General features: G+C 68.1%; 15 protein-coding genes and 1 tRNA gene. 5 read left to right on the top strand and 11 right to left on the bottom strand.

Going from position 1 to position 20,098, the window contains the following annotated elements:
• Positions 1 to 129: 129 nt before the first annotated feature.
• Positions 130 to 1,719 carry an amidohydrolase gene (locus HUA75_RS32245; protein WP_141645529.1) on the top strand — a complete coding sequence of 530 codons (1,590 nt, stop codon included), beginning with the start codon at positions 130 to 132 and terminating at the stop codon, positions 1,717 to 1,719.
• 12 nt (positions 1,720 to 1,731) lie between these two features.
• Here the strand turns inward: HUA75_RS32245 and nhaR are convergent, their stop codons facing one another.
• Positions 1,732 to 2,631 (bottom strand): transcriptional activator NhaR, encoded by a 900-nt coding sequence (gene nhaR, locus HUA75_RS32240; protein ID WP_141645528.1) that lies wholly within the window; start codon positions 2,629 to 2,631, stop codon positions 1,732 to 1,734.
• Positions 2,632 to 2,752: 121 nt separating this feature from the next.
• Here nhaR and HUA75_RS32235 point away from each other — a divergent pair, with 121 nt between their 5' ends.
• On the top strand, positions 2,753 to 3,547 hold the full coding sequence (locus HUA75_RS32235; protein WP_174459919.1) for a sigma-70 family RNA polymerase sigma factor: 795 nt from the start codon (positions 2,753 to 2,755) through the stop codon (positions 3,545 to 3,547).
• Between the two features lie 87 nt (positions 3,548 to 3,634).
• A tRNA-Phe gene (locus HUA75_RS32230) sits at positions 3,635 to 3,707 on the top strand.
• Positions 3,708 to 4,097: 390 nt separating this feature from the next.
• On the opposite strand, the gene HUA75_RS32225 is transcribed toward HUA75_RS32230, so the two are convergent.
• The gene (locus tag HUA75_RS32225; protein WP_174488565.1) at positions 4,098 to 7,922 is read right to left on the bottom strand and encodes a DEAD/DEAH box helicase family protein; all 3,825 of its coding nucleotides are present in this window, start codon (positions 7,920 to 7,922) and stop codon (positions 4,098 to 4,100) included.
• Positions 7,923 to 7,998: 76 nt separating this feature from the next.
• Positions 7,999 to 9,618, bottom strand: a complete 1,620-nt coding sequence (locus HUA75_RS32220) for an LVIVD repeat-containing protein (protein ID WP_174488564.1) — start codon at positions 9,616 to 9,618, stop codon at positions 7,999 to 8,001.
• Between the two features lie 491 nt (positions 9,619 to 10,109).
• Here HUA75_RS32220 and HUA75_RS32215 point away from each other — a divergent pair, with 491 nt between their 5' ends.
• Positions 10,110 to 11,858, top strand: coding sequence for a hypothetical protein (locus tag HUA75_RS32215; protein ID WP_174488563.1), 1,749 nt, complete (start codon positions 10,110 to 10,112; stop codon positions 11,856 to 11,858).
• Here HUA75_RS32215 and HUA75_RS32210 read toward each other — a convergent pair.
• The 6 genes from HUA75_RS32210 to HUA75_RS32185 all read right to left on the bottom strand — a co-directional run bounded on the left by HUA75_RS32210 (position 11,787) and on the right by HUA75_RS32185 (position 17,949).
• Entirely contained in the window at positions 11,787 to 12,629 is an 843-nt protein-coding gene (locus HUA75_RS32210) for a glycosyltransferase family 2 protein (protein ID WP_217446358.1), read from the bottom strand. The genes HUA75_RS32215 and HUA75_RS32210 overlap by 72 nt on opposite strands.
• Before the next feature lie 66 nt (positions 12,630 to 12,695).
• Positions 12,696 to 13,445, bottom strand: a complete 750-nt coding sequence (locus HUA75_RS32205) for an NTP transferase domain-containing protein (RefSeq protein ID WP_174459914.1) — start codon at positions 13,443 to 13,445, stop codon at positions 12,696 to 12,698.
• Positions 13,446 to 13,473: 28 nt separating this feature from the next.
• Positions 13,474 to 15,636: a lysylphosphatidylglycerol synthase domain-containing protein gene (locus HUA75_RS32200; RefSeq protein WP_174488562.1), complete on the bottom strand. Its 2,163-nt coding sequence runs from the start codon at positions 15,634 to 15,636 to the stop codon at positions 13,474 to 13,476.
• Positions 15,633 to 16,190 carry an HAD family phosphatase gene (locus tag HUA75_RS32195; protein ID WP_181790973.1) on the bottom strand — a complete coding sequence of 186 codons (558 nt, stop codon included), beginning with the start codon at positions 16,188 to 16,190 and terminating at the stop codon, positions 15,633 to 15,635. Before HUA75_RS32195 ends, HUA75_RS32200 begins: the two co-directional genes overlap by 4 nt.
• A gap of 160 nt (positions 16,191 to 16,350) precedes the next feature.
• Positions 16,351 to 16,605, bottom strand: coding sequence for a hypothetical protein (locus HUA75_RS32190; protein WP_174488561.1), 255 nt, complete (start codon positions 16,603 to 16,605; stop codon positions 16,351 to 16,353).
• Positions 16,606 to 16,746: 141 nt separating this feature from the next.
• Entirely contained in the window at positions 16,747 to 17,949 is a 1,203-nt protein-coding gene (locus tag HUA75_RS32185; RefSeq protein WP_174488560.1) for a C39 family peptidase, read from the bottom strand.
• Positions 17,950 to 18,172: 223 nt separating this feature from the next.
• On the opposite strand from HUA75_RS32185, the gene HUA75_RS32180 reads away from it, so the two are divergent.
• Complete coding sequence (locus tag HUA75_RS32180; protein ID WP_141645510.1) at positions 18,173 to 18,715, top strand: hypothetical protein; 543 nt, start codon at positions 18,173 to 18,175, stop codon at positions 18,713 to 18,715.
• Positions 18,716 to 18,755: 40 nt separating this feature from the next.
• On the opposite strand, the gene HUA75_RS32175 is transcribed toward HUA75_RS32180, so the two are convergent.
• Positions 18,756 to 19,655: a type VI immunity family protein gene (locus HUA75_RS32175; protein ID WP_174488559.1), complete on the bottom strand. Its 900-nt coding sequence runs from the start codon at positions 19,653 to 19,655 to the stop codon at positions 18,756 to 18,758.
• Positions 19,652 to 20,062 carry a hypothetical protein gene (locus HUA75_RS32170; RefSeq protein WP_174488558.1) on the bottom strand — a complete coding sequence of 137 codons (411 nt, stop codon included), beginning with the start codon at positions 20,060 to 20,062 and terminating at the stop codon, positions 19,652 to 19,654. Before HUA75_RS32170 ends, HUA75_RS32175 begins: the two co-directional genes overlap by 4 nt.
• Positions 20,063 to 20,098 lie beyond the last annotated feature (36 nt).

Raw genomic sequence — 20,098 nt, 5'->3', positions numbered from 1 at the left:
GTGCTCCTCTCCTGGTCCCCGAGGTCGTGACACCATCAGACGGTCCTCGTGACACGGCCGCTCGGCTCGCGCACAGTTCGCGCGGACCCGCGTGGAGGCTGAATCCGCCGGGACAGGCGGAGGCGCGCGGTGCAGACCACGGTCTATCTGGCAGAGCGAATCTGGACGCTGGACACGGAGCGTCCGCTGGCGCGAGCCCTGGCGGTGCGTGACGGGCGCGTGGTGGCGGTGGGCACTCGCGACGAAGTGAGAGCGACGGCGCCCGGTGCGCGAGAGGTGGACCTGGGAGCCGCCACGGTGGTGCCAGGACTGGTGGATGCTCACGCGCATCTGCACGGCCTGGGTCGCAGTCTGACGACGGTGCGACTGGAGAAGTCGCCGTCCGTGGAGGAGGCGGTGCGTCGGTTGTCACAAGCGCCCGAGTCCAGCTTCCAGGGCGACTGGCTTCTGGGAAGAGGCTGGGACCAGAACGAGTGGCCCGGTGGTGCCTTTCCGGGGAGGGCCGAGCTGGATGCCCATTTCCCCACGACGCCCGTGTTCCTCACGCGAGTGGACCACCACGCGGCCTGGGTGAACGGCGAGGCGCTGCGCAGGGCAGGCATCTCCCGCGACACGCAGGACCCCGAGGGTGGCCGCATCCTGAAGGATGCGAGGGGCGAGCCCACGGGCGTGCTGGTGGACAACGCCATGGACGTGGTGGCCGCGGCGATGCCGCCGCCCACGAAGGCGCAGCTCGAGACGCGGCTCCGCGCGGCACTGGAGCGCTGTGCACAAGTAGGACTGACGGGAGTCCACGACGCCGGCATGGACCTGGATGCCTTCCGCCTGCTTCAACAGTGGGACGCGGAGGGCACGCTCCCGCTGCGCATCTACGCCATGGCGGCGGGACAGGGGGACGAGCGGCACGCCTATCTGGAGCAGGGCCCCTGGCAGGGGCGGATGCTGAAGATGCGGGCGGTGAAGTTCCTGGCGGATGGTGCGCTGGGCAGCCGGGGCGCGGCGCTTCACGAGGACTACTGTGACGAGCCCGGGCAGCGCGGCCTGTTGTTGATGTCGCCCGAGGAACTCGAGTCGCGGGCGCGTGCCTTCATGTCGAAGGGCTTCCAGGTCTGCATCCACGCCATTGGAGACCGTGCCAATACCTTGGTGGTGGATGTGCTGACGCGCGTGTCGGAGGAGACAGGCACGAAGGCGTTGAGGCACCGCGTGGAGCACGCGCAGATTCTGCGGCGCGAGGACATCACCCGCCTGGGGGCGGCGGGGCTGGTGGCGAGCGTGCAGCCCACCCATGCCACCAGCGACATGCCGTGGGCGGAAGCGAGGCTGGGCCGCGAGCGGCTCCGGGGTTCCTATGCGTGGCGCAGCCTGAAGGAAGCAGGGGCGAACCTCGCGCTGGGCAGCGACTTCCCTATCGAGAACCCGGACGTCCTGGCGGGGCTGTACGCGGCGCGCACGCGACAGGACGCCACGGGAAGACCGGAGGGCGGCTGGCTGCCGGAGGAGGCGCTGTCGGGGTACGAGGCCCTGGAGGGCTTCACGCGGGGGCCGGCGTGGGCCTCCTTCGAGGAGGCCAGGCGCGGCGGACTGGCGCCAGGACAGGACGCGGACTTCGTGGCGCTGTCGGTGGACCCGGTGGAGGGACCCGCGAAGGCGCTGGTGGATGCGCAGGTGCTGGCGACGGTGGTGGCGGGCGTGGAGGTGTACCGCGCCTCGCCTTGAGCACCGGAGGGCTCACACGCTGAAGATTTGAGAGCGCGCCGCCTCGGCGATGGCGACGACGGCGGGGTGGCGCAGGCGGCGCTCGACGGTGATGGCGTAGAAGCACGTCTCGATTTCGTCGGTGCGGCCGATGACGGAGCAGTTGTACTCGCGCTCCATCTGCGCCTCGATGACGGAGGGCATGGCGAAGACGCCGTGGCCGCTCTGTCCAAACGCCTGGAGCAGCGCGCTGTCGTCGAAGTCACCGGCGATGAGGGGGCGCAGGCCCTGTCGCTCGAACCAGAGGTCCAGCGAGCGGCGCACGGACGACTCGTCCGAGGGCAGCAGCATGGGCGCGCCGTCGAGGGAACGGGGGAAGTCCTTCTTGAGATGCCGCAGACTGTCGGCGGCGAAGAAGGACACGCCACACTTTCCGAGCAGGTGGTTGAAGGAGCGGACGCTGACGGGCTCGGAGCTGGGTGCGTCGGCGAGCACCACGTCCAGCTCGTGCAGGGCGAGCGAGGCGAGCAGCTGGGGCAGGGGGCCTTCGCGGCAGATGATGCGCAGCGACGGGCCTGCTTCGAGCGCGGGCTTCAGGAGCTGCTCGGCCACGAGCTTGGGAATGACGTCGAGGATGCCCACGTTGAGGCGGAGTTGTTGGCCGGGGGGCAGGCCAGCGACCACGTTCTTCAGCTCGTTGCCCAGGCGGAAGATTTCATCGGCGTAGCGCATGACGGTGCGCCCCACGTCCGTGAGGACCAGCTTGCGGCCCTGTCGCTCGAAGAGCTTGTGGCCCAGCGACTCCTCCAGCAGCTTGAGCTGGCTGCTGATGGTGGGTTGAGCGAGGTGCAGTTCTTCGCCCGCCTTGGCGATGCTGCCCGCCCGCGCAACCGTCCAGAAATACAGGAGATGGTGGTAGTTGAGCCAACTCATACCCATAGAGATAACCTATGGGTTGCGTTCAAACTACCTAATTTTCTTAAGAATGGTCCTGGCTTATCTCTACGTGCATTCGGGGGCGAGTTCTTCGCCCCGAAGAGACCGGAGGAGGTCCATGGAAGCCATCAACGTGAGCGTGTCCTGTGAGTCGCCTGAGCTTGTCGTGGTCGACGAGGCGGTGGAGGCGCGGGTGCGAGAGCACCTGGTGCTGGTGGAGCGGCTGGCGTGGAAGTACCGCTGGACGGGGTTGCCGCTGGACGAGCTGGTGGCGGAGGGCAACGTGGGGTTGATGGAGGCGGCGGGTCGGTTCGAGGAGCGGGGGATTCCGTTCGGGGCGTACGCGAGCCAGTGGATTCGGGCGCGCATCCGGGCGTACGTGGGCCGCAACTGGAGCATGGCGGGCGGGCGGGCGCCGTGGGTGGTGTTCCAGCTTCGGCGGGAGCGGGCGCGGCTGGAGGCCCGGTGGGGGGAGGGGCACCCGGAGGTGATGCGCCGGCTGGCGGACGCGCTGGGGAAGAAGGAGGAGGACGTGGCCCGAGCCACTGAGTCGTTGGCCAGGGACGTGTCGCTGGACGCGCCGGTGACGCCGGACGGGGAGGTGACGCGGCTGGAGGTGTTGGAGGGGGAGGGTGAGTCGCAGGAGGAGGTGGTGGACCGGGCGCAGTGGGCGGCGAGGCTGCGGGCGAGCGTGGAGGAGGCCTGGCCGGAGCTGGACGCGAGGGAGCGGGCGCTGGTGGAGGAGCGGATGTTGGCGGAGGAGGCGGCGAGCGCGGAGTTGCTGGCCCGGCGCTTCGGGGTGACGGCGGTGCGCATCCGGCAGATCGAGCAGGGGCTGAGGGCGAAGCTGAAGAAGAGGCTCACCGCGAGTCTGACGACCTGGGACGCGGAGGCGATGCCTCGTGCCGCATGACGAAGGGAAGGGGCGCCGGGAAAAGGGTGCTTGACGGCCCTGGGAAGGGCTCGATATGAGAGCGCGGCCTCTCGCGGTGACCCGTACGCCCAGGTAGCTCAGTCGGTAGAGCAGGGGACTGAAAATCCCCGTGTCGGTGGTTCGATTCCGCCCCTGGGCACACAGAGTTGAAAAGTTTGGGGCCCTGGACTTCGGTTCAGGGCCCTTTCTTTTTGGCCTGGAGGGCCCACGCTGACAGGGCCCCCAGGGTGTGCGTGCCGACGTCCTAGTTACAGGGCGCGCCGCAGACGCCAGCCTCACGGGCCACACATTGGGGCGTGTTGAGGCAGGGCAAGCCATCGCCCGTGCAGCAGCCGATCAACGCCTCGGACTCGACCGGTGGATTCGCGGGTGGAGCCGAGCGGACGACCATTCCCACTGCGAGGGCGAGACTCAGGCCGACTCCCGAAACGAGCTTCAGCATCATCTGGGGCTCCTTGGGTTGAGAGGCATCAGGAAGGGTGCTCTCAATGAGGCTCCAATCCAAGACGCCCTCTGTCGATGGAGCCGCTCATATGTTGAGCGTCCATCGGTTTGTCTGTTCATCCCACTGCGCGCTTCCCCGGTACAGCCAGGGGGCCAGAGGTGCCTCTCGGCTGAAGACGAATGCGGTCTCTCCAGGTCTACGGTCCGCGATTCGCGACGCCATGACGCCGAGCGCCTCGAATTCGCCTTCTCCCGTGGCCATGAGGAACAGGTGGCCTTCGTGTCGTCCTGTCTTTGGGACGGCGCTCAATCCAAATCGGCCCATGAGCTGCTCGTCCGTGAGCTGTGCTCCTGGCGTAGGGCCCACGCTTTCGGGTGTCACGACCTCCACCAGCAGGGCGATGGGCACCAGGCCCTCGGCTGCCTGTGACCTGGCGTAGCTTGGATTGTCGGACCGCAGGACCCAACGGCCTTCGTCCTTCGCGAGCCTCTTCACTTGATAGGCATACCCCGCGGCGTCGGGGACCTGGATGAGCGCCACCCTGCCTTCCATCGCCTGGAGTGAGAGGTCGCGCGCGTAGCGCATCACCAGCCAGTCGCCGTTCCGGATGGGCCGCTCTCCTCCGTTCATGGAGTCGCCAGTGGCCCTCACCGCGAACAGCCCGTCACCCTGTGCCTGGATGGGAAGCCGGACATGTTCCGCCTCGGGTGCCTGCTCCAGCGCCAGTACATGGCTCGCGGCCCCCGCCGCGGCGCGCAGGGTGGGGAACGCGACACAGCGCACCGCTCGCTTGAAGGGAATCACCTCGGCCTGTATGGGCTCGACCGACCAACCCTCTGTTCGTGGCGTGAAGCGCACTCGAAATGCCGTGCCCCGCTTGCCAGCGGCGTCGCCGAACCATTGCGTCAGGAGCTTCGGGAGCTGGTTCTCCTCCGTCCCAGATGGCCTCGCGACGTTGACGGCGATCTTCACGAAGTTGAATCGCCAGACGGCTCCATCCGGAACCCTGACGTCGGTGAGGCCACTGGGAAGGTCCGGACGCTGCTGTCGCTCGGGCAGCTTGAGAATCGGGTGGCGCCCGTTGGTGATGACCTGTGCCTCGAAGGCTGTCCCTGGAGCCTGACTCTGGACGAGCCGGCGACGACGGTATTGCGCCAGTCGGTACTCGACCAGCTCTCGCGTCATCTCCTCGAAGGCTGCTCGTGTGTCCTCGGACACCGTGAACCGGGGCACGAGCCTGTCTCCCTCGATGCGGAACCACCTGCCGTCCTGTGTCCACTCGGTGACCGGGTTCGCCGTCCAGAACGCGAGGAACTTCGATGCGCTCGGCTCCCGTGGGTCATCCAGCGCCGTGACGCCATCGAGGTCCTGGAGCAGCTCGGGCGAGCGCTGGAGGATGGACAGACTCCGGTGGGCCAGCTCGGACAATGACAGTCCTCTCCACAGTGTTTCCGCTTCGAGCAAGGCCTCCAGCAACACCAGCTTGAAGCACTTGCTCATGAGCGTGAGCTCGAGGTTCCGGAACCAACCCGGGTCCTGCTTCAGGGCGCGTGCCTGTGCTTCGGTCAGGTCTCGCTCCGCTTCCACGAAGTGGAACCAACCCGCGTACTCATCCCGCTTGAGCAAGGAGGCGGGGGCGTAGCCCGAGCGATAGAGTTCTCCGATGGTCGGACGCTGGCCGCGCGCGGTCCTCAACTCGCGATACATGCGCGCGACATCCGTTTCGCCAGGGGCCAGGAAGTGTTGAAGCAACTGCTTGGCTTCCAGCGCGACCTGCACGGAGCAGCCCGGAGGGAGCTCGGGTTGCTTGCCTTGGACCAGGAAGTCCCTCAGCGAGACGGAACTCCGGCCCAGTGCCAGCAGCGTGCGCACCCGGTCGAGGAACATCCGATGGTTGCCCACGAAGTCGATGACGGTGACGCGCTCCTTGCCGTCGTGCTTGCGCAAGCCACGGCCCAGTTGCTGAAGGAAGACCACGGGTGACTCGGTCGGTCTGAGCAGCACCACGCGGTCGATGCTCGGCACATCCACCCCTTCATTGAAGAGGTCCACCGAGCACACCGCGTCCAGCGTGCCGTTCCCCAGTTCTCGCAGGGCCTGCGCCCGGTCCGTGGAGCCGGGCCCCGAGTACACCGCCGCCACCCGCACGCCCTGCCTGCTCAGCCACTGTTGGACGTAGTTCGCGTGGGAGACGGAGACGCAGAACACCAGGGTCCTGCTCGCCGCGTGCTCCTCCCAGGCGCGCCACAGCGTCTTCATGCGCGCTTCCGTCTGGACCGCCTCGCTCAACGCCTCCGGGTCGAAGCTCCGGCTGCGCCACGGGATGTTCTCGTACGGAACGTCGTCCTTCAGCCCGAAGTAGGCGAAGGGCGCGAGCAACCCTTGCTGAATGCCTTCGCCGAGGTCCGCGCGGTAGGCCAGGTGGTCATCGAACAGCCCCAGGATATCCCCGTCGTCCGCTCGCTCGAGCGTCGCCGTCAGGCCGAGCAGGAACGCCGGTTCGAGACGCGAGAGGATGGCCCGGTAGCTCGCGGCGGCGGCATGGTGCACCTCATCCACGATGACGTAGTCGAAGGCCGCCGCTTCTCGCAGCGCCTGGAGTCCTTCGGGGTTCGAGAGCTTCTGGACCGAGGCGAACACGAGGTCGCCCGCGAGCGACGACTTCGCTCCGACAAACCAACCGAAGCGCAGCGAAGGAAACTGGCGGCGGAAGGTCTCCGCGGCCTGGACGAGCAGCTCCTCACGATGGGCCAGGAACAAGACGCGCGGCTTCTCGGCTCGCTCGCCACCGAAGGCCGCGACGTCCAGTGCGGCCAGCCAGGTCTTGCCGAGTCCGGTCGCGAGCACCACGAGTGCTCGGCGGCGACCTTCTCCGCGACTCGTCCTCAACGCGAGCAGGGCTTCCTGTTGGAGGATGTGCGGCTGGCGTTGAGGGAGCGCGGGTTCCTGCTCCACGGGGGCGACGACGCGTTCCGTGATTCGTGCACGGCGAGCGTACTGCTCGACCCAATCCGCTTCCAGGGGCGAGGCTCTTTCCCACCACAGCTCGAAGGCGTCGACCACTTCGCTCCAGGCCTTGGGGTCCCGGTCCTGCTCGACGCGCAGGTTCCACTCGATGCCTGTCTTCAGCGCGGACCGGGAGATGTTGCTCGAGCCCACGTACGCCACCGCGAGTCCCGGGCCCTTGAAGCGCCAGGACTTCGGATGGAAGGACGACACACGCGCCTTCTCCACTTCCACCACGCGCGCCTCGAAGTGTCCCCGGGCACCGCCTTTCAGGACCGTGTCTTCATCCATCCAGTCCAGCAGGCGACGCAGGGCCTCCGCCTGGGTGATGGTCAGATAGTCGCCCGTGAGGATTCGCACCCGTGCTCCTCGCGCCAGGGCCGCATCCACGGATTGCCGCAGCACCTCCAGCCCGCTGTCCTGAACGAAGGCCGCGAGCACCGCGATGTCCAGCGCGCGAGAGAACAACGGCTCCAGGTGAGAAAGGAACGGGTCCTCCAGTCCACCCGTGGCGAGCGGCTTCGCCTGCGCGGCCAGATAGTTGCCCTTGCCCGGGATGACGTGACGGATGCCCCCTCGCGCGTCCGCGACGTCATCCTGGAACCTCGGGATGACGTGTACATGCAGATGGAACACCGTCTGCCCGGCCGCCGCGCCCACGTTGATGCCCAGGTTGTAGCCGTCCGGTCGCAGCTGCGTGTCCAGCCCCCGCTTCACCTCGTCCACCAGCTCGAAGAGGGCCCGCTGCTCCTCGGCCGTGGCGTCGAACCAGGTGGCCACGGAGCGGCGGGGAATCACCAGCGTGTGCCCGGGACTGACGGGAGAGGCATCCCGGATGGCGAAGGCGAGCGTGTTCGAGGCGACCCACTCGGCTTCGGGAATCAGCAGGAAAGGGGAGGACACCTCGCCACCCTATCCCAGCCACTCGGTTCTTCAGGACGGACCTGGCGTGTGGAGTGACATCGCCTCGCGGAAGGGCTCAGAGCTCGTTGAAGATGAGCAGGCCGCGGGTCGAGTCCACGACGTACACGTAGCCGTCTCCTGGGACGCGGATGCCCATGGCGCCTTCGACATTCCAGTCACCTCGGTCGGGGTCGGACTCGCGGAAGGTGTTGAAGTAGGCGATTTCGCGCGGGTTGGTCGGAATGGAGACGTCCAATACCCGCAGCCCCTCCTGGTAGTAGGCGATGTAGAGCCGCTTGTCCTTGAGGATCATGTTGTGGATGGAGGCGTGGAAGCGGAGCTTGTACGTGCCGATGAGCGGGATGTTCGTGGGGTCCGTGACGTCCAGCACGCGCAGATGGGTTCCCTGTCCTTCTCCACCCTCGAAGGCGATGGTCCTCCCCGCGAAGGTGCCCACCGCGCCTGCATGGCTCATGGACGAGCTGTTCTCGGTCTGGAAGGTGTATGTGCCCAGCTCGCGCGGACTCATCGGGTCCTTCACGTCGAAGACCACATAGCCCGAGCTGAAGTGGTTGATGTAGAGCCGGTCCTGGTAGGCGAAGGCGTCGTGCGCCGAGGGGATATAGGACGTGGTGTCCGAGACGACGATGCGGTTGAGCAACGTCGGGTCGCGCGGCGTCGAGATGTCGAACACGAGCGTCTCCCCGGTGGGCGCGGGCCCGGGCGACACGGCGTACAGCCTGTTGCCATCCACGAAGAGGGTGTGGACGTCGAGGGGCGCGCCCCCTGGCACATTGCGCACGAAGAGGGGGTCCGCGGGGTTGGAGATGTCGAAGACGATGACCCCTGAGTTCCTGCTGGCCACGTAGAGCGTGTCGTCCTTCGTCCACGCGGCGTTCCAGAACGAGTCCCCTGGCAAGGTGATGCTCTTCTTGAGGACGGGGTGGCTCGGGTCGCTGACGTCGAACACCGCGAGCCCACCCTCTGTCCCCGCTTCGAGGCTGGTGGACACGACGTAGGCGTGCTTGTGGGCGACGTAGACGTCCACATGGAGCCCGTTCTGGGGGACATCCGATTCGGAGATGAGGCGCAGGCCGCCCGATGACTCGCTCTCCCCTCGTCCCCACGTCATCCGCGCGGCCTCGAAGGTGCCCCAGGAGGCTTTTCCATTGGCGCAGCGGGCGAAACAGCCCGTCACCATCCCAGAGGGCTGAACGCCACACCCGACGATGACGGTCTGCCGGACCAGGTTCCGCAGGGTGTACCGTGACGAGAACTGGAAGCTTCCAGTCACCTGCTGACGTGTGAGCGGGCGGCCCTCCATCGTCCCCGTGCTGCCGTCCGGCGGAATCCGGACGCCAACGAAGTCCGGATAGCCCGCGACGTTGCGCACGTCCACCCCATAGATGCCGTGCGCATCGAGGGTGGAGAGCGAGGCGGTGTCACACTTCGACAGGTCGAAGAGCGATGGCGAGTCGCAGTCGACGATGGAGCCCTGCACCCCGGTGAAGGTGCACGGCGCGTAGGGGCCCCGGTCGACCCAGTCCGTCGTCTCCACGAGCGGCGTGTACGTCCCGTCCCAGGGTTCCACGGGAGGAGGAGGTGGCTCCGCCGGCCCCGGCTTGTCGGAGCAGGCGAAGCACAGCAAGGCGCAGCCAATGACAACCGCACGGGGGGACAGTGAACCGAGGGCCATGCGAGGCTCCTATCGGGAGGCGAGGTCCGGAACGGACGCCGCACGCGAAGGGAGCGATTAGCGCAGGGTTGCCCTTCGGGTCTGTATGGCAATGCCCTTAGCCCTGCGGGATGGCATTCACCGGGCAAGGATTGTTTGACCTCCGGACCAGGAGATGCCCACCCGGCCGGAGGCTTCACGCCAATCACAGACCCTCCATGGCTGCGGCGGCGATTCGCGGGGCATGGCCGCCAACGTGGGATGTCCGCGCGTGAGGCCGCCCGCTTGCCGCGCCCATCCCAGCGAGCGCCTCCGCCCCCGTCAGGACCATGGCCACGTCAGGCGCCGTGATTCGCCGGCGGACAGGCAGGCGAGGAAGCCCCTCCTGCCGAGGTGCCGTGCCTCCCGGGAAGTCCCGCGAGTCGCCTCGGCACTCGTTTCGGGATTCAGGTACGGTCGGCCCGTTTCAGCAATGGCGTGGCCGTCGACAGCGGCCCGGAGGGTAGAGCGCGATGGTGGTGAGAAGCGAGGCGGGACCGACGGACTCGACCCGACAGGGGCGCCGGTTGCCGCCAGGGATGGGCCAGGTCCTGCTGGCCCTGCTCGCGGGCGGCATCGTGTTCGGGGGCATGCGGCTGACCTGGCCGTCAGGTCCCTTCCCCCGGTTCGAGCGACACGTGCTCCAGACGAGCGACATGGTTCTCGCGCTCGTGGTGGCGGTGGGCACCTTCATGGTCGCCTGGTCCTTCAGCCAGGGCGCCCGGCGGGAAGACCCGGTCTCGGTCCGCCATCGGTGGCGCCTCTTCCTGGGGCTGTGGGCGCTGTTCGCCCTTCCCCTGCTGCTGTGGTGGGTGGGCGAGTGGCCCGGCCATCTGCACAGCGATGCACGCCAATCGCTGCTCATCTCGTCGCTGCTCCGCGTGGAGCCCTGGCTGAGCACACTCTGGAGCATCTGGGTGCAAGGGATTCACCGGGCCACCGGTCAATTCCCCTTCCTCTCCCTCTTCTGCGTCGTGGGCCTCGCCGCGCTGCTGGCGGACTTCTTCTCCCTGCTGCTGCACCTGGGGTTGTCGCGACGCCTGGGCGGCGTCTTCATCGCGCTCGTGGCGACGTCCATCCCCGTCGCCGTGCTCGTCACCAACCTCTCCCATGACGCCCTCAATGCGCTGCTGCGGCTGGGAATCGCGCTCATCCTGCTGCGGGTCCTGTCGCGGAAGGTGCTCACCGGACAGTCCGGCGTCACGCCCGTGACGTTGCCCTCACTGGCGCTCCTCACCGGGGTGGCCACGTTGCTGCGGGGCGACAGCTTGGTGCTGTTCCTCTATGTCCCCGCCGTGCTGCTCCTGTCGCGGCAGGTTCGCATCGGCGCCGCCGTGGTGTTGTTGCTGGTCCCGCTGGCCATCAACCAGGTGTTCCGTCGCGTCATCGAGCCGCGGTTGATACTGAACGGGCCCGAGCTGGCGGAGCGGTATGCGGTGTCGCTGCTGCTCAACCCGCTCGGGTTCATGGTGGTCAACAAATACGTCACCGCCACCCCAGAGGAGGACCAGGCCACCATCGAAGCCGTGGTGACCTACTCCTGCCTGAGGGACCGCTACATCCTCGAGGAGTCCCCCTGCTACTGGAGCGACCTGCACGCTCCCATCACGCCCGAGAAGATTGTCAGGCTGCGCGCCCTCGTCCTTCGCATGGCGCGAGACAACCCGGCGCTGATGCTCTCCAACCGGCTCATCACCTTCGCGGGCACACTGGGCCTCAGCCCCCGCGCCTCCTTCCCCGTCATGGACTTCCGGGAGACGGTTCGTCCCGAGGACCTCTACTCCCCCAACGGCGCGGAGCTGCTCCGGCGATACGGGTTGGAGCACTCCAAGGCGCCCCAGGCCCTGGCGCGTGTCACCCACTGGCTGCGCGACGCGAGCCTCCCCTACGAGCATGGACGCTGGCTCTACTTCCCCTGGAATGGCCTGCCAGCGCTCCTGCTCACGTTGTGGCTGGTGTTGCGGTGGCGCACCCTGCCCGTGTCGGCGATGGTGGCGGGCGCCATCCTGGCACCCGCGGGTCTCGTCTTCATCGCCGCGCCTGCCAGTCACCCCTCCTACGTCACGGACCTCTGGGTGTTTGGCTACCTCGCCGTGCCGCTGGCCTGGTTCGAGGCCCGCGTCCTGCGCGCGAAGGCCGCTTCCCGAGCCTCAGCGGCTGGGGAAGGCGGGAGCGCGGGTGCGGTCGACGTGGCCCCCGCTCACCTGAGCCACCACGGTTGAGGTGTATGGCCGTCCGGGACGGCTGCTCCAGTCCTTCGCGAGGAAGGCCTCCGGGCTCCTCGCGAACTCCAGCGCGATGCGGCCCGTCTGGAGCGACTGGCGCACCATCCGCACGTTGCTCACCTGGTCCTCCTCGCGCCAGCTGAGCGGGAAGAAGCCGAAGCGCGAGCGCCGGTGGATGCCCGCCAGCAGCATGTGGATGTTGAACGTGAGGCTGTCAGGGAAGCCCAGGTAGAAGCGGGGCTCCAGATAGCGGGCCGAGTACAGGTTGAGACCCGAGCCCAGGTCATGGACGCGGTGGCGCGCCGCCGCGGAGAACAGCAGGTTGAAGACGTGGTTGCCCAGGGTGCGCACGTGCGAATAGCCCTGGAGCCGCGAGCCGCGCATGAAGCGGCTGCCCAGCAGCGAGTCCTGCGCCCGGTACGCCCCTTCGTCCAGGTGGGGCACCAGGTCGTTGATGTCCGCCTGGTCGTCGCCGTGGAGGACGACCACCTGGTCGAAGCCGTGCGCGAGCGCGTACTCGAAGGCCACCTTGTGGGAGCCGCCCAGGTTGTAGTTGTCGTCGTTGACGAGCACCTTGCCCGGCAGATGGACCAGCTTGGACAGGCCCGTCACGGCGGCCTCCACGCCGTTGTCGCGACTGCCGTTGTCCACCACGATGATTTCGGCGAAGCGACGCTGGAGGGCTTCGCCGAAGCGGGCGAGCACCCGGGGAATCTGCCGCTCGCAGTTGTACATGGGGATGAAGACGAGCATGCGTTCGGCGGCCACGAGAATCTCCTTCGAGGGATGAGGTGCTGCGACGCGGGAGCTGCCTGGCGGGCCCCTTCGCGCCATTCAAGGCACGGTGGGGCCCTGGGCCTCGTACTGGCGCAGCTCTTCCGGGGTGCCAAAGGAGGCATAGCGGGAGACGCGCGCGGAGCGCACCGTGCCTCCGGCCTCCAGGAGCAGGTTGTAGAGCAGTGACAGGTAGTACTCCCGCATCCCCTCCGTGATGGGCCGCTCCATGAGGTGCTGGCCCGCGGTGAGGAAGTGGCGCTCGGTGGCGAAGAAGTACGCGCCCATGATGGCCGCATCGGAGATGACCACCTTCTCCGCCGTGCGCACCACCTGGCCCGCCTCGCTCTTCGCGTAGCTGTAGCGGGGAAGCTGGGAGGGAAAGGTGAGCAGGCCGCCCGTCAACGTCGGGTCCTCCCCGGAGAGCGCGCCGCGCACCAGCTCGCGGTAGGCGGGGCTGTCGAACCACAAATCACAGTCCATCACCAGCAGGCCGCGCTCGCCCGTCATGCGCCCGGAGGCCGCCAGGGCCGTCTCCACCGCGCCTCGGGTCATCTCCTCCAGAATCACCACGTCCAGCCCAGGGATGGCCTCGCGCAGCAGCGTGGCCAGTTGGAACTGCTCCTCGTGGGGCCTTCGCACCACGGCGGTGTGCACCACGTCCAGCCCCCAGTCCGACAGGCTGGAGAGGGCCTTGAGCACCATGGGGATGCCATCCACGGGGATGAGGGGCTTGGGCGTGGTGAAGCCCGCATCGGCGAAGCGCGAGCCGAGGCCCGCCATGGGCAGCAGGACGTGGAGCGGACGCATGAGGGCGGGGACCTTTCCGGAAAGACGCTCAGGCCAGACGCTTGCGCGAGGGGTCCTCGCCCTGGAGCGGACTGGCGGACGTCTCCGACGCGTACTGGTCATTGAACTGGTTGAAGAGACGCACGGCGGTGGCGAAGAAGGCGGGCAGGCTGCTCGGGTTGATGCGGGCCCGGTAGGTGAGCATGCGGCAGTAGTGCACGGCCTCGTGGAAGAGCACCGTGCGGCGCACCTCGGGCGGCAGCGTGGTTTCGAAGCGCCGCTGGAGGTGGAGGTACAGCTCCGCGTAGCGCGAGGACATGGACTCCTCATACTCCACCACCGCGCCCTCCACCTTCGCGCGGGAGACCTGGCAGAGGAACTCGTAGCCGGAGTGCAGCGACTGGCACAGCTTGCCCAGGTCCACCACCGGGTCGCTGATGGCGTTCTCGTTGTTGGGGTCCAACACCAGGAAGTCGCCGTCCTCCTTGCGGACGATGAGGTTGTCCACCGTCAGGTCGCCGTGGATGGGGGTCTGCCGCATGCTGGCCAGCTCCGCCAGGGCGCGCGGGTTGGCTCTCAGTCGCGCGAGGGCCGGGCCCATGTTCTCGTAGTGCTGACCGTTGATGCAGAGCGTGTCGTGCGCGAGCAGCGCGGCCAGCGTCGGGCTCAGGGCCGCGGCGTCGTTCACCTTGGCCACGACCTTCTCGCGGAGGTAGCGCTCCAGCATGTCCGGCTCGTCGCGGCGCTCGGCGTGCTCGTAGAGATGCTGGTCCACGAAGTCGAGGACCCGGTCCAGCACCTGCTTGCCGCGCTCCACATCCTCGGAGTGGATGAACTGGAAGAAGGGGACGTACTCCTTCCGGTACTCCAGGTCGAACGCGTAGTAGTCCTCCGTGCGCAGCTCCCGCAGGGGCCGTGGCAGGTGGGGCAGATGGCGGCGGGACTCCAGCCAGTCGTGCTGCGCCTTCAGCTTCTCCAGGTGCTGGGGCAGCGTCACCTTGCGCACGCGCAGGCCTTCACCGTCCCAGACCAGCAGGGTGCTCGCGTTGGAGCCGCCCTTGAAGGTGTGCACCATGCGGAAGTCGCCGCGCAGCTCCCCGGTGGACAACACGTGGCTGAGCGCCTGCCCGGAGAAGTACTCGTCCAGGAAGTGGCTGAACTCACGACTGATGTCCGAGTCGCGGTGCAGCTTGTTCTTCAAGGGCTCCAGGGCGACGGGGGCATCGGCGGCCTGCTCGCGGCCGCGCTGCAGCAGGAAGTAGAGCCCCACCGCGGAGAAGGGGCCGATGAGCACCGCCCAGGACACCAGCGACAGGCCCAGCGGGACGCCGTCGATGCCCAACATCCCGCGCGCCAGCTCGGAGAAATAGTAGTGGAAGGTCCCCAGGAAGCCCGGCCCCGACGGCACGCCCACCGCGAGGTAGGCGGAGACGGCGGTGCCCAGGATGGCCAGGGCCCCGTGGCCCGGCGCGAAGCCGTGGGCCAGCGCGGCCATGGAGCCCAGGTAGAGCACCCACATGCCCATGGAGGTGACGACGAAGCGGCCCAGGCGCGCGGAGCGGAAGATGACGTGGGTGCCGTAGATGATGGACCAGAGCACGAAGCGCGTCCGGTCCTTCAGTCTGTCATTGAGCAGCGCGGTGAAGGCGCCGACCGCGCGCAACATGCGGCGGTTCTGCGTGAAGAGCAGCCAGGCGAGGACGGCGACCGCGACGCTCGCCGCGCCCACGCCCATCGCCAGGCGCAGCATCAGCGCCGCCGCTTCAGGGGCCTGCGCGCGCGTCGCGAGTCCAATCCCCACCGCGCACAGCGCCAGCACGAGGCCATCCACCGCGCGCTCGAAGAGGATGGTGAAGAGCACCACCGCGCGGCTGATGCGCATCTGCCGACCGATGAGGTGCGCACGCACCAGCTCACCGAGCCGGAAGGGGAGCAGGGCGTTGAAGAGGAAGCCGACGGAGAGGCCGGAGAAGAGGATGCGCCATGTGGTGGGCCGCACCACACGCAAGAGCCGCTGGGCGTTCTTCGCGCGCAGGACGTGGGCCAGCCCCTGGCAGAGCACGGCGAGGGGGATGACCCACACCGCCAGGGTGCTGTCGGGCACCCACTGACCGGACTGGTGAGACCCGTCGACGAAGCGGCAGAGGAAGGCGGCGCTGACGAGCAGCCCCACCGCCACCAGGGCCAGGCCCCAACCGCGAGCATGCTTCAAGGGGCCTCCTGGACGCGGACCACGGTGATGCCCGCGGCCTCGGCCGCCGCCACGCCACTGGCGCTGTCCTCGAAGGCGAGGCACTGCGCGGTGGGCACGTCAGCCAGTCGCGCCGCGCGGAGGTAGCCCTCCGGATGGGGCTTGGGGTGCTCCACGTCCTCGCCGAAGACGGTGACGTCGAAGAGGTGGGCCAGGTCGAAATGCGCCATCAGCGCGCGCGCGTTGGTGGTCGCCGCCGTCGTCACCAGCCCGGTGACATGGTGGGCGCGCACCGAGCGCAGCAAGCCGATGAGCGGCAGGTTGGGGCGCACCTGGTCGAAGGACTCCGGATAGAAGCGGGCCTTGGCGTCGCGGACCCGCACGGCGGCTTGTGCGTCCAGCTTCGCGCCCACCTCGCGCACCATGGCGTCGAAGCGCAGGCCGAAGGCGCGCTGGTAGGCCGCTCGCTCCAGATTGAAGCCCTCCTCCGCGAAGGCTCGCCGGTACGCGACGAAGTTGGCCTCCTCCGTGAAGAGGAGCGTCCCATCCATGTCGAACAGCATGCAGCGGATCATCGACTCCCCGACGACGTGGCCTTGACCTTCGGGCACGCAACGCAAGGCCAGATACCGGGCCCCTGGCGTGAAGGCAAGGTTGGGCCCTTTGGTTTTCGTGGGCCTGGAGTCCTCGGGGCAGGGGCGGGGCCTGTGCTTCCGGTGCTCCCTCGCCCGGTGCTCACCCGGCCGGCGGGGCGAGCGAGGGAGGGGCCGACGCTCGGTGTCGCCACAGCCAGCGAAAGACAAGCAGGTGCCCGAACAGCGCCGCCTGGACCAGGACCACCGGCAGCCAGATGAAGGGCGCGGTGGTGATGACGGTGTTGCGCGGCGTGGCCTCGAACACCCGGGCGAACGGTGGCGATGCGAGCACCGCGATGGCGACGATGGTGAGCACCACGAAACCGCTCGTGAGGACCGACGACGGGGCCCTCATGGTGGTGTCTCCCGTTGAGGCTCCCGAGCACTCCTTCTAGCTCGACCCTCCGTGGCGCGGCGAACGGGGACGGGGTTTCTTCGACGGGGGCCCGCTCCACGCAGGCTGGGGTCGAGGCGCCGAGCCCCCGATGCGGCGCCACTACAACGCGGGCACCGGCCAGCCCCGTGGGTAGATGAGATAGGCGGTGCCTCCCGAGCGAGACAGCCACAGCGGCTCCAGCTCCGAGCGGAAGTAGGTTCGCCGCACGGCGGTGTCGCCGGCGCCAGCCGGGTCGTTCACCACGGGGTTGCCGGTCGCGTCGAAGCCCGCGAGCACCAGGAGGTGGCCCGCGGTGGAGGGAATGGGGGCGCCGGTCAGCTCCCCCTTGCCCCACGCGACGCTGAGGATGGCCGGCACGCCGGCGGAGAGCCACGGCTCCAACTGGGCGAAGCTCGTGAAGCGCGCCACGTGAGCCTGAAAGCCCTGGCGGGCCGCATACGCCGTGTTGAACGGCCAGTTGCCGTGACCGCCGTAGTACCAGTCGTGGGTGCCGCTGACCGCCGCCCGCACACTCGACTCGCAGCCACCGGTGTCCCCCAGCCAGTACTTCAGCACCATGGCCGTGGACGTGGGGCTGCACCAGACCTCGCCACCATCCGGGTAGACCATCTGCGAGCACCGGGGCACGTCGAGCACCTGGTTCCAGCGAGCGGGGTTGCCAGCCGGGACGGTGGGCCTGGCCTCCGGCGAGGTGGAGAAGGTGAGGGCGCTGGCATGCAGCGTGGGCGTGGCCACGCCGTCCGCGCTGAACAGCCGGGTCTTCACCTGCCACGCGCTCGCGGCCGACTTCTTGGCGGTGACGAGCAACGTGTCGATGGAGACCCTCGCCACGGTGTCCGCCTGCGAGTCCACCGAGTGGCGCCGCACCGTGGCGCCCTCCGAGGCCCACACGCCCAGGCTGAACCACTTCGTCCAGGCACCCGCCACCTGCACGCGGACGAAGGTCTCCATCCAGGTCCCCGTGGGCGTGGTGGCCTCCCAGGAAGCGATGGCCTCGCGGAAGCCGAACGCACTGGTGATGATGGGGCTGGTGGCCTCGCCTTGAACGAACGAGCCGCCGTTGTAATACGTGCCCCCATGGTAGCCCCCGGGCCCGTACGGGTCCGTGCCGGCCCAGGCCTGACCTGGAAGGAGCTGAAGGGCGCCATCCGCCGCCCTGCTCACGCCGCTGAGTTGCCAGGTGACGAAATCGCCCCGGCTCGCCGCCCAGCGAATGGAGGCGCTCTGCCCCGCGGTGGCCATCGCCGGTACGAGCGCGAGGGCGATGAGCAGCACGAGCACGGCCGACCTGCACTCCCTCATGACGCCTCCTGGGTATCCTGGTCCGGCATTTATTGCCTGTTTGGGCGCCGAGCGCATCCCCAGGGCCCTGGGGGGCCCCAGGTGATGTCTGGATTTGAAGCAGGGGTCCTGGGGGTGACGGTGGCTGCCTCCGCAGGGGAGGCGAGCGGACGTCAGCGTGCGAAGCCGGGTGCACTGGAGGCCCGGGGCGGGGTAGAGAGGGGGCTCGGAGGCGTGAAAAGAGATGGACGCGAACGCAGTGGCGGAGCTGGAGAAGGCGGGCGTGAGGGTGGACGCTCCGGACCGGCTGTTTGTCGCAGTGGAGTGGGAAGACCAGAAGCACGTGGTTCCCGTCGGCGCTCGCGCCCAGGTGCGGGCCGGCGAGGTGCTCACGCACGTCACCCTCCAGCCCATCTCCAAGCTGTGGACCGGTGACAAGAAGCCCCCCAGCTTCGCCAAGACACCGCCGCCCGAGTACCACCCCTTCTTCATCCTCATCGAGGCGACCGCCGCCGGCTATTGCCGCGCCGTGCGCAACACGGAGACCGACCAGGAGTTCGAGCGGCTCTACCGCCACCTGGCGCGCCGGCCCGACGGCACCGACCGCAACCCCCTGTTCTCGTACCTCCAGGGCGCAGCCCGGCTCTACATGTCCCTGCGCGACGTCAGCCAGGCCGAGTTCGAGGCCGTCGTCCTGCGCCTCCACCAGTCCGCCAAACACCACCAGACGCACGTCGGAAGCATCAACTACTTCCAGGACGTGCTGCGCGGCGTGCTCGGGGCCTGAGCTCCACCCGTCCTCGACGAAGGGGCGACCTGGCTCGTCTTCATTCGAGGAATCGGCGTTCCCAGCGGCGCAGCTCTGCTTCGGTGGGGCTCGTGCCCGCGAGATGCTGGTCGTGAAAGAGCCAGGGTCCCAGCACGGAGGCGAGCTTCCGGTACGCAGGCAGCACGACGCCGCGCTCCGCATCGCCCGCCTCGGGCGCTGGAGCGAGCACGATGGCGACGCGCTCGTTTCCCAGGTCCAACACGGTGCCCTCCGCTGAGCGCAGTTGCTCACGGAGTCCTACCGTGCCTCCTGCCTCGCTCAGCACGGGTTCTCCCAGCAACGTCATCCAGGAGACCGCGCTGACGTTCGTCCCGAGTCGCCAGGCAAGCCGGTCCATCCGGGGGAGGTCCATCCCCGGATACTTGCGGCACCAGTTCAAGACTTCGGCCTCGACTCCCACCAAATCGAGATCGCAATTGAAGGCGAGCCCGGCATGCCCTGAGCTGAAGGGGAGGGGGGCGGCCAGCTCCAGCACCAACCCTCGCAGCGCATCGGGGCCTTGTTCTTCCAGGTACTCGGTGGGCAGCCAGAAGCTCACCGCACACACCTTGTCGGACGTGTCGCGGTTCTCGGTTCGGTGGCCCCGATAGTCGAAGCGATACCGCTTTTCACCCGATGCATCCCGAAGGTCCAGGACCGCGCCGTGGGGTTCGAGGAGCTCATTGCGGATGTCGTTCCAGCCAGCCGCGTCAACGGGCTCCCAATCGCCTGCCTCCTCGACGTAGCTGCTCAGTCCTCCCGTCGGGACCACGCTCCGATAGCGCTCCAAGGCGCTCAGGACGCCAGCGGCCACTTCCGCATGAGGACGGCGCAGGTAGAGCTGGATGCAGAGCGAGTCCCGAATCAGGAGGGCACCGCTCGGCGCGTGGACGCGGATGCGGGGTGGATGCTCAGTCATCGGACGATTCCGAGTCGAGGGACGATGCGCGACGCACGAACTCCCAGGGCCTGCTCGTACATCTCTCCCTGGTGGAAGCCTTGATGACAGTGGCCCTTCGGGTATTTGCGCCAGGGTGGAGCTTCATCGACGTTGGCACATGGGAACTTGAAGTCGTAGACAGCTTGCGCCTGCCCAGGGTGGCCCGCATGGATGACGACATCGGGAACGAGCGTCCCTTGTAGCTCACCCCCGTTTCCAGATTGCTTCAGGGCGTGGATATCCGCTTCGGTGACGACTTTCGTCACACCGGTATCCGTGTCATGGCGGTAGCAGGGTTCAAGGCTATAGCCCCCTGGCCGCAAGGTCGTCAGCTCGCGAGCGGCACATCGCAGCGCGGCCTCGTGCATCTCCATCCCCAGCTGCATGGCCCGGCTCAGGCTCCTGCCTGATGTGTCCCGAAC

The organism is Myxococcus sp. CA040A (assembly GCF_013336725.1).
GTDB lineage: Bacteria > Myxococcota > Myxococcia > Myxococcales > Myxococcaceae > Myxococcus > Myxococcus llanfairpwllgwyngyllgogerychwyrndrobwllllantysiliogogogochensis.
This window is presented reverse-complemented; position numbering and strand designations above follow the sequence as displayed.

Excerpts from the sequence above, each read along its gene's own strand:
- nhaR (WP_141645528.1), bottom strand. The coding sequence starts at position 2,631 with ATGAGTTGGCTCAACTACCACCATCTCCTGTATTTCTGGACGGTTGCG.
- HUA75_RS32175 (WP_174488559.1), bottom strand. The coding sequence starts at position 19,655 with ATGACTGAGCATCCACCCCGCATCCGCGTCCACGCGCCGAGCGGTGCC.
- HUA75_RS32170 (WP_174488558.1), bottom strand. The coding sequence starts at position 20,062 with ATGCAGCTGGGGATGGAGATGCACGAGGCCGCGCTGCGATGTGCCGCT.
- HUA75_RS32185 (WP_174488560.1), bottom strand. The coding sequence starts at position 17,949 with ATGAGGGAGTGCAGGTCGGCCGTGCTCGTGCTGCTCATCGCCCTCGCG.
- HUA75_RS32235 (WP_174459919.1), top strand. The coding sequence starts at position 2,753 with ATGGAAGCCATCAACGTGAGCGTGTCCTGTGAGTCGCCTGAGCTTGTC.
- HUA75_RS32180 (WP_141645510.1), top strand. The coding sequence starts at position 18,173 with ATGGACGCGAACGCAGTGGCGGAGCTGGAGAAGGCGGGCGTGAGGGTG.
- HUA75_RS32220 (WP_174488564.1), bottom strand. The coding sequence starts at position 9,618 with ATGGCCCTCGGTTCACTGTCCCCCCGTGCGGTTGTCATTGGCTGCGCC.
- HUA75_RS32215 (WP_174488563.1), top strand. The coding sequence starts at position 10,110 with ATGGTGGTGAGAAGCGAGGCGGGACCGACGGACTCGACCCGACAGGGG.
- HUA75_RS32195 (WP_181790973.1), bottom strand. The coding sequence starts at position 16,190 with ATGATCCGCTGCATGCTGTTCGACATGGATGGGACGCTCCTCTTCACG.
- HUA75_RS32205 (WP_174459914.1), bottom strand. The coding sequence starts at position 13,445 with ATGCGTCCGCTCCACGTCCTGCTGCCCATGGCGGGCCTCGGCTCGCGC.
- HUA75_RS32190 (WP_174488561.1), bottom strand. The coding sequence starts at position 16,605 with ATGAGGGCCCCGTCGTCGGTCCTCACGAGCGGTTTCGTGGTGCTCACC.